Source organism: Asaia prunellae JCM 25354, assembly GCF_000613885.1.
GTDB classification, from domain to species: Bacteria; Pseudomonadota; Alphaproteobacteria; order Acetobacterales; family Acetobacteraceae; genus Asaia; species Asaia prunellae.
Genome location: NZ_BAJV01000007.1, coordinates 156,129 through 169,276 on the forward strand (window position 1 = coordinate 156,129; position 13,148 = coordinate 169,276).

The 13,148-nt window shown below is 55.8% G+C and carries 5 protein-coding genes and 3 pseudogenes; 2 read left to right on the forward strand and 6 right to left on the reverse strand.

Translation table 11 applies throughout. From position 1 onward, the window contains the following. The gene (gene glmS, locus JCM25354_RS07700; protein ID WP_025885584.1) at positions 1–1,824 is read right to left on the reverse strand and encodes a glutamine--fructose-6-phosphate transaminase (isomerizing); all 1,824 of its coding nucleotides are present in this window, start codon (positions 1,822–1,824) and stop codon (positions 1–3) included. A gap of 4 nt (positions 1,825–1,828) precedes the next feature. Further along, positions 1,829–3,189, reverse strand: a pseudogene (gene glmU / locus JCM25354_RS17485) (bifunctional UDP-N-acetylglucosamine diphosphorylase/glucosamine-1-phosphate N-acetyltransferase GlmU); the annotation flags it as partial. A gap of 104 nt (positions 3,190–3,293) precedes the next feature. Between glmU and JCM25354_RS07710 the strand changes: the two are divergent. Next, entirely contained in the window at positions 3,294–3,968 is a 675-nt protein-coding gene (locus JCM25354_RS07710; protein ID WP_025885585.1) for an HAD-IA family hydrolase, read from the forward strand. 42 nt (positions 3,969–4,010) lie between these two features. On the opposite strand, the gene JCM25354_RS07715 is transcribed toward JCM25354_RS07710, so the two are convergent. Both JCM25354_RS07715 and gyrB read right to left on the reverse strand, forming a co-directional pair. Continuing rightward, complete coding sequence (locus JCM25354_RS07715) at positions 4,011–4,844, reverse strand: DUF3108 domain-containing protein (protein ID WP_025885586.1); 834 nt, start codon at positions 4,842–4,844, stop codon at positions 4,011–4,013. Beyond that, positions 4,834–7,286 (reverse strand): annotated as a pseudogene (gene gyrB / locus JCM25354_RS17490) (DNA topoisomerase (ATP-hydrolyzing) subunit B). The gene JCM25354_RS07715 and the pseudogene gyrB overlap by 11 nt, the downstream one beginning before the upstream one ends. 277 nt (positions 7,287–7,563) lie before the next feature. On the opposite strand from gyrB, the gene JCM25354_RS07725 reads away from it, so the two are divergent. After that, a complete protein-coding gene (locus JCM25354_RS07725) occupies positions 7,564–8,499 on the forward strand; it encodes an SDR family oxidoreductase (protein WP_279379558.1) in 936 nt (311 codons plus the stop codon). A gap of 82 nt (positions 8,500–8,581) precedes the next feature. On the opposite strand, the pseudogene clpB reads toward JCM25354_RS07725, so the two are convergent. Next, positions 8,582–11,183, reverse strand: a pseudogene (gene clpB / locus JCM25354_RS17495) (ATP-dependent chaperone ClpB). Between the two features lie 196 nt (positions 11,184–11,379). Next, positions 11,380–12,969, reverse strand: a complete 1,590-nt coding sequence (locus JCM25354_RS07735; protein ID WP_025885588.1) for a glycosyltransferase family 2 protein — start codon at positions 12,967–12,969, stop codon at positions 11,380–11,382. Positions 12,970–13,148 lie beyond the last annotated feature (179 nt).

Sequence of the window (13,148 nt, forward strand, 5' to 3'; positions counted from 1 at the left end):
CTACTCCACAGTTACTGATTTGGCGAGGTTACGGGGCTGATCAACATCCGTCCCCCGGCGCAATGCCACTTCGTAGGCGAGCATCTGTACGGGAATCGTATAAAGGATCGGCGCCACAAAAGGATCAACATCGGGCAGGATAACCATATGTTCCGCAATACCGCTCAGGCGTTGCGCCCCTTTTTCATCAGTAAAAGCCATGATCCGCCCGCCACGTGCCTTGGCCTCCTGAATATTTGACAATGTCTTGTCAAAAAGAATGGTCGAGGGTGCGATGACGACAATGGGCACATCCTTGTCGATCAGCGAGATAGGACCATGCTTCATCTCACCGGCAGCATAGGCCTCTGCGTGGATATAGGAAATCTCCTTGAGCTTGAGCGCTCCTTCAAGGGCAACCGGAAAACAGATGCCCCGCCCGAGATACAGCACGTCGCGTGCTTCGGCGACAGCGCCGGCCATGGCCTGGATAGCCCCTGCCCGCGAGAAGACCTCAGAAGCCCTTGAAGGGAGATCGAGCAGGCTTGCAAGCAATTCGCCTTCACGCTTGGCTGACATCGCGTTCCGCGCACGAGCAATACCAATCGTCAGTACGGCCAGAACAGAGAGCTGCGCCGTAAAGGCCTTGGTGCTGGCAACCGAAATTTCCGGGCCTGCTACCATGCCGAGAACAACATCACTCTCCCGCCCCATCGTACTCCCCTCAACGTTGAGGACCGAAACGATATGCTGCTGGCGTTCACGAAGGCTGCGCATTGCCGCCAGGGTATCTGCTGTCTCGCCGGATTGCGAGATCATCAGCGCCATGCCTTTTGGCGTGAGCGGCGGGTTGCGGTAACGCAGCTCTGAGGCAACATCGATATCGACCGGCAAACGCGCCTCGGCCTCGAGCCAGTATCGCGCCACAAGACCGGCATAGAAAGCTGAACCACAAGCGGTGATAACGACACGAGGCAGTTCGGCCAGATCGAAAGGAAAGTCAGGCAGATTGATCGCACGGGTTACCGGGTCGATTATACGCTGCAGGGTCTGACCGATTACTACTGGATGCTCGTGAAGCTCCTTCTCCATATAATGGCGATAGCCATCCTTGCCGACTGCACCAGCCATCAGGGCAATGGTCTGGACTGGCCTCTGGACACGGATATTGGCTGAGTCGAAAAACTCGACACCATCCGGCTGCAATACGCACCAGTCACCATCATCGAGATAGGCGATCCTGCGTGCGAGTGGTGCCAGCGCAAGGCTGTCAGAGCCGAGAAACATCTCGCCTTCGCCGAAACCGACTGCCAGCGGTGCACCATGGCGTGCGCCGATCATGAGTCCTTCATGCCCGGCAAAAATCATGGCAATCGCATAAGCACCCTGCAGACGTCCCAGAGTCTTGCTGGCTGCCTCACGGGGCGACAGACCCTGGTCAAGATAGAAATCAACAAGCTGCGCCACGCATTCGGTGTCGGTTTCGGAGCTGAACTGGCGTCCCACAGCCAGCATTTCAGCCTTGAGCTCCTCGTAGTTCTCGATAATACCGTTATGAACGATCGCCACGCGATCCGTTGCATGAGGATGGGCATTGGTCTCGTTTGGCAGACCATGGGTTGCCCATCGCGTATGACCGATAGCTGTCACACCGGAAAGCGGTTCCACATCAAGCACGGCCTGCAGATTATCCAGTTTGCCCGCCGCACGACGGCGTGAGATCTGTCCATCAACAAGACTTGCAATGCCAGCAGAATCATAGCCGCGATATTCAAGACGACGTAGCGCCTCGACAATGAGCGGGGTGGCATTCTGATGCCCGACAACGCCGCAGATTCCGCACATCAGCCTGTTCCTTCTTCATGCGCAAAGACTCACTGATCATGCGTCCACGCTCCTGCTTGTTGGTTTGTCTGGACCGGCCAAGGGCAAGAGCGCCAGGCTCGACATCTTCCGTAATCACGCTACCTGCCGCAATCAGGGCATGATCACCAATCGTGACAGGCGCCACAAGAATGGCGTCTGAGCCGACAAATACATTGTCACCAATTGTGGTCCGGTGCTTGAAGAACCCGTCATAGTTGCACGTGATTGTTCCTGCACCGATATTGGTCCGTGCACCGACACTGCTATCACCCAGATAGGAAAGATGATTGGCTTTCGCTCCATCTCCCAGCTGGGTCGCCTTGAGTTCAACAAAGTTACCGACATGAGATCCCGTACCGCATGTCGTGCCCGGGCGCAGACGGGCATAGGGTCCAATCAGGGCATCATGACCAACGACACAGCCTTCCAGATGACTGAAAGCCCTTATCCGTGCGCCACTTCGTACCGTTACACCTGGGCCGAATACGACATTGGGTTCGACCAGAACATCTGGCTCGATCACTGTATCAACACTGAGGAACACGCTCTCGGGAGCAACCAGGGTGACACCGGCCTCCATCGCGGCAAGACGCAGGCGTTTCTGGAGACTGGCTTCGGCTACAGCCAGCTCGGCCCGGGAATTGATTCCCGCAAGCTCCTCGGCCGGGGCTTCGACATGATGCACCTCACCTTCTCCGGCAGCCTGGGCCACGACATCAGTCAGATAATATTCCCCCTGTGCGTTTTCATTACTCAACCCAGCCAGCCAGCGGCGCAGATCGGCAGCATCAGCACAAAGTACGCCTGCATTGCACAAGGCTACCTTACGCTGGGTCTCAGTCGCATCTTTCCATTCCACGATTTCCTGCACACAACCGTCGCGTTCGATCACACGTCCATAACGGCCCGGATCGGCCGGACGCATGGCAAGCAGGGCCAGTGAGGTATTTTGCCGACGGCGGGTAGCAAGCAGATCACGCATGGTCTGCTCGGTAATCAGCGGATTATCAGCGTATAATATGGCGACATCACCCTCTCCGAAAAGGGCTTCTGCCATGCGTGCTGCATGACCGGTACCAAGGCGTTCGTTCTGCACGACGCAAGGCCAGGGAACTGCAGCTTTTTCCAATAGATCCATATCAGGGCCGATAACCACAACGAGCCGGTCGAATACCAGTCCGGCCGTTTCGATCAGATGCATGATCATCGGACGCCCGCCCAGAGGATGTAGCGCTTGGGAAGCGAAGAGCGCATGCGTGTTCCAAGGCCGGCAGCCAGGATCACGGCAGTCGTGGGCTTGTGATGGCGGACGGTCTGGCCGTCGGGGAAGGAAAGTGATGTCATATTATGACGTGGCGTAGCCAACAGGGATAAGACCTGTCAAACGCTTGCCCTGTCACTTCGGGTTGCCGATTATTGCATCCTTACCAAGCCAGGGAAGAACGTCCTTGAGAACCCAAATCAAAACAGCCGTTTTCGATCTCGACGGCACGCTGGTTGATAGTTTGCCCGATCTCGCTGAGTCTGGCGTGGCATTGCTGAAATCATATGACCTGCCTCCCGCGAGCGAAGAGGCAGTCAGAATCATGATCGGAGATGGTGTCCGACGTCTTGTCGATCGCCTACTCGTCCATGCCGGTGACGAGAACCACATCGATCGCGATGAAGCGACGCGGCGCTTTCTCGAAATTTATGAACCACGCGCCACGCAGAAGACGCGTCTGTTTCCCGACACAGTCGAAACGCTTGAGGCACTTCGCCAGCAAGGCATGGCCTGTGTCATCTGCACAAACAAGCCCGTCAAGGCCGCTCAGGCAATCATCGAACAGCTTGGCATTGCCTCACTGATTGACTCAATCGGCGGCGGCGACAGTTTTCCCGTACGAAAGCCCAACCCTGATCATATAAGGCAAACACTGCATCTGATTGATGCCGACCCCCTGCATGGAGTCATGATCGGCGATCATCACAATGACATAGCCGCAGCCAATGGCGTACCCATGCCATCACTCTTTGCCAAATGGGGCTATGGAACACCTATTATGGCCGGACATGCGACAGCCATAGCGGAGACCATGACAGAGATTCCTCTTTTGATCCGTCAGATTTCACAGCCGGGCTAGACCGCAGCCCTTCCTTGAAGCTGCGGCCGCGAGCAGCATATCCTATTGCTGCGTCGTAGGTTGACGGTCCAGTACGGCAATCATCGGGCCAAGTTTCGGATGTTCGAATTCAACACGAACAGCGGTCAGACCGACGCCTGGCAGATCCTGAAACCATGCGGCACCCGGATGTGGTGCCTTCATGACATCCAGATGCGATGAGTCTTTGATAAAACCTGCTTCCTGCTGTCCGACAAAATCACAACGTAACGCCTGTCCCTTGAATTTCTGCCCGTAGGACGATGGCACCTCCCCCTTGAAAGGGCCATGCGAGGTCATGGCACTCAGGCGGAGCCCATCAAAAACCTGTGCGTTACCATCACATTTTCCGGTGTGGCGAACATTTTCGAGCAGATAAGCCATGGCGCTCAGGGTATCCATGGCATGAGCAAGACTGGTTTGCGGTACCGCCTCGCGATCACTTTCCTTTGGATCAAGCGTTACGATCTGCGGCCTATCATTGGCATAGCTGAGGACAACAGCACGATGCTGACCTCGTGAATAACCGGTACTCTCATAGCCAGTGGGCTGCACCCGGTCATGATCAAACCGTCCCTGGGCCGTACTTTGTATATCCATGCGCAGGAACATACTGAGTAGCCCACCCGCATGGAGAGTGGTCCTGATACCGTATACCAGATCGTTTATTTTATAGTCAGCAGTGGCGTCGACCACATGCATTCCATGATTATAGACGCGGTAAACAGCCGTTATCTGGGTCGAATCAGAAACGGAGGCTGTTGGCGCAACCGAACCCAGATCCGCAGCACACAGGCTATTACTGGCCGGAATCATCCCCGCCAGTAATAAAGCCGTCGCAAATGTCTTAAACGTCAAGATTGGCGACTTTCTGCGCGTTACCCACGATAAAGTCGCGTCGCGGCTCAACAACGTCACCCATGAGTGTCGAGAAGACCTGTCCGGCCTCCTCGATATCGCCAACCTTGACCTGGAGCAGGATACGGGTTGCGGGGTCGAGGGTTGTGTCCCAGAGCTGCTCATTGTTCATCTCGCCAAGGCCTTTGAAGCGGTTGATGGCAAGGCCTTTGCGCCCCTGCTGCAACACACGATCAAAAACCATTGCCGGACCGGCAAGTTCCACACTCAGGCTGTCAAGAGCGAGTTTCGCCGCACCTTCGAAGTCGTCGGCAACGCGACTGCCTTCTCCAGCGAGCCAGCGTGCTTCCGCCGAACGCAGAAGAGCCGCATCAAGCGTGTAGACTTCACCAACACCACGCACACTGCGCGCCAGACGCAATCCGCCTTCTTCCGTCGGACCAACCATCCAGCCGCGCTCGTTGACCGGCGAGGCTGCATCGAGACGCGCCTGAAGAACGGGCGCGCGTTCCTGGGCATGATCATGGCCGAGCGACAAGGCTTTGGCGACGTAAGCCTGCTCGAGCACCCAGACAGGAATTTTCGACGAAAGGGCTCCAAGCGTCTTGGCGACCTGCCCCATCATCCTGACGCGTTCCATAAGCGCCTCGCCATCGAGAATCTGGCCAGTTGCAAGCGTCAGAGTGGCGTTACCGAGCGCCTTGTCGAGCAGATACTGCTCCAGTGCGGCATCATCCTTCAGATAGCGCTCTTCATTGCCGCGCTTTGCGCGATAGAGCGGTGGCTGGGCGATATAGAGATACCCTTTCTCAATCAGTTCGGGCATCTGACGGAAAAAGAAAGTCAGAAGCAGCGTGCGAATATGCGAACCATCGACGTCGGCGTCTGTCATGATGACGATTTTGTGGTAACGCAGTTTGTCGACAGAAAAACCGCCCTGCTCCACATCGCCACGCCCGATACCTGTCCCCAGAGCTGTAATCAGCGTGCCGACTTCAGCCGAGCCAAGCATACGATCGAAACGCGCACGCTCGACATTCAGGATCTTGCCTTTGAGAGGCAGGATGGCCTGAAAGCGACGGTCACGACCCTGCTTGGCTGTGCCGCCTGCGGAGTCACCCTCGACGATGAACAATTCGGCCTTGCTTGCGTCGCGTTCCTGACAATCTGCCAACTTGCCCGGCAGGAGGAAACGTCGAGCACGCCCTTGCGGCGTGTCAGTTCCCGTGCACGTCGGGCGGCATCACGCGCTGCTGCAGCCTCATTCACCTTGGCAATGATGGCCTTGGCCTCGCGGGGATGCGTTTCAAACCAGTGCCCGATAGCATCAGCTGCGGTTACATGCACAACCGGCTGAACCTCGGACGACACGAGCTTGTCTTTGGTCTGGGACGAGAATTTGGGGTCTGGCACCTTGACCGACAGAACAGCGGTCATGCCTTCACGCATATCCTCGCCTGTCAGCGAAGCTGAATTCTTTGATGATCCGGTTTCAGCATATTTACCAACAATCCGCGTCAGAGCCTGCCGGAATCCGGCAAGATGTGCGCCGCCGTCGCGCTGCGGAATGTTATTGGTAAAGCACAGCATCGTCTCATGAAAGCTGTCATTCCATGTCAGTGCGAACTCAACACGGATACCACTCTCGGTATGATCGATAGACCCTACGATAGGCGGGCTGACAATCGAGGTCTTGCTTGCATCGAGATACTCGACGAAGGCACTAAGGCCACCTTCATAGCAGAAGGTCACTTCCTTGTTCTCGGCGTGACGTTCGTCACGCAGCACGATTTCAAGTCCTGAATTCAGGAAGGCAAGCTCTCGCATACGGCGTTCGAGAATGGCAAACTCGAAATCGACCTTGGTGAAGGTCTGCTTGCTGGGCTTGAATGTGACCAGGGTCCCACGCGGTTCGTTACTTGCACCAACCACCGCCAGCGCATCATCGCGCTCACCATGCTGAAAACGGATGAAATGCTCCATGCCGTTACGCCAGATACGCACTTCCATCCATTCAGACAGGGCATTGACGACCGCAGCACCCACGCCATGCAGACCACCGGACACCTTGTAGGAGTTCTGATTGAACTTGCCACCGGCATGCAGCTTGGTCAGTACCACCTCAGCAGCGCTGACACCCTCTTCCTCATGCATGTCCGTCGGAATGCCACGACCATTATCACGGACACTGATCGACCCGTCACCATTCATGGTCAGGACACAGCGTGTGGCGTGACCGGCCTGCGCTTCGTCGACAGCATTATCAATGATCTCGAAGACCATGTGATGCAGGCCCGAGCCGTCATCCGTATCGCCTATATACATGCCGGGGCGTTTGCGTACCGCATCGAGCCCCTTGAGAACCGAGATGGATGAGGCGCCGTAATCGGCTTCGTCATCGAGGTTCTCTGGCAACTCGGTCGGACGGATCTGTTCGGACATGCTGGGGTGACGCTCCTACTCGCAACAAGCGCCCAATATAACCCGTCTGCCACTCTGCCGCTAGGGCATTGAGACGCAACCCTTTCGGCTTGCATTGCTTTTCATTGAGTGTCGACAGATCGGCACAGTCAGTCAGCCACATGATGAGAGCGTTTTCATGACCAGCAAAACACCAGACCAGCCCCTCTGCCCTGCAGATCCGGGAGCAAGCAACGAGAAGCAAGTCGGGCCTGGAAGACGTTCAATCATGCAGGGTGCAACACTGGGCATTGCAGGAATGATGGTTGCCTCCAGTCGAGCCCAGGCAGAATCCAGACCTCCTATGGCGGCACCGCTTACTGACCCGCAAAAACTGTATGCTCATGCGCCCTTTTCATCCCAGGAACAGGAGTGGCCGGGCCTCCAGTCACATATGCATCCCAAACCCGATTGTGGCGAAACAAGCTATCATGGCTCAGGCCGTATGACCGGTCGTCATGTCCTGATCACAGGCGGGGACTCAGGGCTCGGACGGGCGGCTGCCATAGCCTATGCGCGCGAAGGCGCCGATGTCGCAATCAACTATCTGCCCCAGGAAGAGCAGGACGCAAGTGAGGTCATCGCCCTCATCCGCAAGGCGGGCCGCAAAGCCGTGGCCCTTCCTGGCGATCTGCGTTCAGAAGAGTTCTGCAAAAAACTGGTGGCGGATGCTGTTTCCCAGCTTGGTGCTCTTGATACACTGGTCAACTGCGCGGGCCGTCAGCATTACCATGAGAGCATTCTCGACCTGACGACTGAGGAATTTGACTGGACGCTCAAGACCAACATCTACGCTTTGTTCTGGCTGATCAAAGCTGCCATTCCCCATATGCCGCCCGGCAGTGCGATCGTGAACACCGCATCGTCCAATGCCTATGACCCATCACAGATTATCATTGATTACAGCCTGACCAAAGCTGGTATCGCCAATCTGACAAAATCCCTTGCGAAACAGCTTTTGCCAAAGGGGATACGTATCAACGCTGTCGCTCCGGGGCCATTCTGGACTCCGTTACAGGTATGTGGCGGTCAACCCATGTCAGCGGTAGAGAAATACGGGACCACCGTACCGATGGATCGGCCCGGGCAACCGGCTGAGATTGCCCCTGTCTATGTTTTGCTGGCCTCAACAGAGGCCAGCTACATAACGGGACAGATCTACGGAATTACCGGCGGGACCGGTATGCCGGGCTGATAAAGAAAGGCGTGAGATCATCAGATCTCACGCCTTTATGGTTCATTCCCTGAGCTGTGAAACCTCCGCAGGCATCATCCCCTCAATCGAGCTCGGCCTGCTGGCCATTGATGACCAGCCCTTTGTCATTGGCCGAAACATGCACGGTCTGACCATCAAAGATCGACCCATCCAGAATAAGCCCCGCAAGTATTCTGGAGATTGCGCTGTATGACCCGCTTGAGCGGACGTGCACCATAGACAGGATCGTAACCTGATTCCGCCAGCCAGTCGCTTGCCGCCTGGTCAAGATCGAGCGTGATCTTGCGTTCCTCAAGAAGGCTGCGCAGGCGCTTGAGCTGAATGGCAACGATGCGATTCATGTCCACACGCTGCAGGCGAGAGAAGAGAACAATCTCATCAAGCCTGTTCAGGAATTCCGGACGGAAGTGATTACGCACCACTGCCATGACCTGTGCCTGAACCAGATCTGTACTCTCACCATCCGGCTGGTTAGCCAGAATATCCGAACCGAGGTTGGACGTCAGAATGATGATCGTATTGCGGAAGTCGACAACACGCCCCTGCCCGTCTGTCAGACGCCCATCGTCAAGCACCTGCAGGAGAATATTGAACACATCCTCATGCGCCTTTTCGACTTCATCAAACAGGATCACCTGATAGGGCCGACGACGCACCGCCTCTGTCAGTACGCCACCTTCCTCATAACCTACATAGCCAGGAGGTGCACCAACCAGACGGGATACGGCGTGTTTCTCCATGAACTCGCTCATATCCACGCGCAGCATGGCGCGATCATCATCAAACAGGAACTGCGCCAGAGCCTTGGCGAGCTCGGTCTTGCCCACACCTGTCGGACCCAGAAACAGAAAGGATCCGATAGGACGGTTGGGATCCTGCAACCCGGCCCGCGCACGACGGACGGCATTGGAGACTCCCTTGAGCGCAGGCTCCTGACCTACAACACGCTCACGCAACGCGTCTTCCATACGCACGAGTTTGGCACGCTCTCCTTCGAGCATGCGGTCAACAGGAACACCGGTCCAGCGTGAAACAACCGAGGCAATACCCTGATCGGTCACGGATTCACTGAACAGACCAGCCTGAGCTGCATCTTTCTGCTCTTCCTGCTGAGCTTCCTCAATCTGACGCTCAAGACCCGGAATGGTCGCATACATGAGCTCTGACGCTTTGCCGAGATCACCTTTGCGCTGCGCCACCTCGACTTCGGAACGCGCCTGATCAAGTTGCTCCTTGAGCTTCTGAATGGCGTTCACCCGATCTTTCTCGGCATGCCAGGCAGCACCCAATGTGTCGGACTGCTCCTGCAGGTCAGCCAGCTCGGCTTCCAGCTTCACCAGACGCTCACGGCTCGCGCTGTCGTCTTCCTTGCGGATGGCTTCACGCTCGATCTTGAGCTGAATGATACGACGATCGAGTTCATCAAGCGCTTCTGGTTTGCTGTCGATCTGCATACGCAGACGGCTTGCTGCTTCATCGATCAGATCAATCGCCTTGTCAGGCAGAAAACGGTCGGTGATGTAGCGGTTTGACAGCGTCGCAGCAGCGACCAGGGCGCCATCGGTGATACGCACACCATGATGCAGCTCATACTTCTCCTTGATACCGCGCAGGATGGAGATCGTATCAGCCACTGAAGGTTCGCCAACGAAAACCGGCTGGAAGCGCCTGGCGAGAGCGGCATCTTTTTCGATATACTTACGATACTCGTCGAGTGTTGTGGCACCAATGCAATGCAGCACACCGCGTGCAAGCTCAGGCTTGATCAGGTTCGAAGCATCCATGGCGCCATCGGCCCGTCCGGCACCAACAAGTGTATGCATTTCGTCGATGAACAGAATAACCTGTCCCTCAGCGCTCTCGATTTCCTTGAGAACCGCCTTGAGACGCTCTTCGAATTCGCCGCGATATTTCGCACCGGCAACCAGAGCACCCATGTCGAGTGACAGCAGCTTCTTGTTGCGCAGGGCTTCAGGAACGTCACCATTGACAATACGCAAGGCCAGCCCTTCGACAATGGCCGTCTTGCCAACACCAGGCTCACCTATAAGCACAGGATTGTTCTTCGTGCGACGTGCCAGAACCTGGATTGCCCGGCGAATCTCCTCGTCGCGTCCAATAACCGGATCGAGTTTACCCGAGAGTGCAACCGCGGTGACATCACGGGCATATTTCTTGAGCGCATCAAATCCGGCTTCGGCATTGGCGCTATCGACCACACGACCTTTACGAAGCTGGGCGACAGCGCTTTCGAGCGCCTTGGAATTAGCCTTGCCCTCGACGAGTGCCTGGCCAGCTGCCGACTTGCTTGCGGCAAGCGCAACAAGCAGGCGGTCCTGCGCCACGAAGCTATCACCGGAACGCTGGGCGTCCTGTTCGGCTGCGTCGAGTGCACGGACCAGATCGGGCGTAGCCTGAGGCTGGCCAGCCCCGCCACCCTGCACTTTGGGTAGACGCGCCAACGCTGCCTCATTGGCCTTGCGAACAGCTTCCGGATCCCCTCCCGCTGCGCGAATAAGACCGGAAGCCGCTCCCTCCGAATCGTCAAGTAGAGCCTTGAGGAGATGCTCGGGTGTCAGCTGCTGATGATAGTCACGCAGGGCAATCGTCGATGCGGCCTGAAGAAACCCACGACTTCTTTCGGTAAATTTCTCAATATTCATGTTCTTGCAATGCTCCTATGCCCCGTGAAGGCGGCCAGTTGCGACGGCGTAAACCCCGTTATGGCAGTTCTCGCTTCGTCCTTACTTGTAGATAGGAGCATTATCCGAAATGCCAAGAGAGGGCCTGCAAAATGACTTGCAGGCCCTCTCCACAGATACCTTCGTTTCAGTGTCGGGAGTGATCCGGCAAACCTGATCAGGCAGTTTCGAGGCTTGATTTGTGCTGTTTCTCGAATTCGGCAAGCGAGAAGAGACGACCATAAATCTCGATCTGATCTGTCTGCAAATAGACCTGCACACCTGGTACCGTCACGCGTACATAACGCCCAAGAACACCTTCCTCACTCTGCCAGTCGAATGGTGTACCATCAAGACCTCCGAAAACAGGTCCGTTCTGGCGATCGATAATCGTATTCCAGAAGAAACGATCATGGGAAACCTCCACCTTGAAACTCGACATTCGCTCCAGCACACCATCGAGACGATTGAAGATCATGATCTCATGTATGTGACAAAGCGCGCCCAGATCGACCATCCACCAGGGATTGTCCTCCAGAGCGGTGTGGTGCTGCGGGCGTCCGGTCAAACGACCGGAGACTGCACGGCAGGCGTCCTCATCACGTGAACCTTCATGCACAGTCGAGGTCTGGGTGGCGCGTTTGCCGACCGAGAGCAACGGCCAGGAAGAGCCTCTGATGATGGTCGTCTCAAGGCCTTTACCAACCAGGGATTGCCAGTAATCCCTGAGATAAGTGTCGGTTACCGCATTCGTATCGGCATGATAGGCCTGACGCTCTTCCCGGCTCTTGTTCTTCCAGTGGGTCTGGGGCCCGAAATCACCCTTGCATCCACGTTCTACCCTGCGGGCAAAATCGTCTTCCGAGCGAATGTTGAAATGAGCGATATAGCCAGCCTCTACCAGACGGACCCGCCGGTTTTCCTCATTCAGAAAATTCCAGGCATGTTCCGGAAAATTATCATAATAACCCTCCATTGATTCTCCGAGCATGTTGCACGCCCGCAGCGGCGCACCCAGTGCGTAGAGATCATGATGGATAGCAATCAGAGGATTGTCGAAGGAAAGCCGGTAGGAAACAGCGCCTGTCTTGGCAAGTATCTTGGTGAAGGGCGAGGCTCCGACCTCCCGCTTGATATAATTGCGTAAAATACCGTCCTTTGGCCGCACGCCATATCCGGAATGCCCGTAACCGCACCAGTTCAGATAGACCGCATCGTATTCCGCACCGAAACGATTACTGACGTCCCTTATATTATTGCTTCCCGGCAGACATACAAATTCGTCCAGATCGAGGAACATGAGCCATTTCGTCTCATGGGCATAATGCCTGAGAAAATGACGATACATCTGCAACTGTTCACCCTGATACCGATAATGATGAAAAGTCACAAAGGGTGCAGCTTCCTGAAGGAAAGGCAGGATAGCTGTATAAAGTGCCGTCGGATCATCATCATTACAATAAAGATAGACATGATCGAACCCCAAGGAGCGATGATAGGAGAGCCATTCGACGACATTCTCGGTTTCCCATCGGGCACAGGCAACCAAGACATGCTGGTAGTGCGGCTTGGGCCACATGCCGCGATTGCGGGCTACAGCAAGGGGAAGCTTGCCGAAACTTGAAAGATCCTGCGCATTGGCACTGGTGGTTTTGGAAAACGGCATATTCTTCTTGATCACCCTGCTCAAAATTCCGCGGTTGACGGCATTGCTCATGATTTCCCGGCAGGCCTGATGGTTCTGCGGGAGCATATCGCGGCCTATCATAAGTTTTGCCTTGTCGGAGTGACAGTGAATTCTTGTTTCGCCTCGCCCGTCAACACTCCTTTCAGACCATATCCGGGTCATTTCAGAACATCAGGAGCAACCACCCCCCTTTCCCTGCGTGTTGATCAAAACGACATCTGGACAGGATCACACGATGACCGATCTACTCTCCCCCATGC

Bases quoted from the DNA above. Each gene is read 5' to 3' on its own strand.
- glmS (WP_025885584.1), bottom strand. From the start codon at position 1,824: ATGTGCGGAATCTGCGGCGTTGTCGGGCATCAGAATGCCACCCCGCTC.
- JCM25354_RS07725 (WP_279379558.1), top strand. From the start codon at position 7,564: ATGATGGTTGCCTCCAGTCGAGCCCAGGCAGAATCCAGACCTCCTATG.
- JCM25354_RS07735 (WP_025885588.1), bottom strand. From the start codon at position 12,969: ATGATAGGCCGCGATATGCTCCCGCAGAACCATCAGGCCTGCCGGGAA.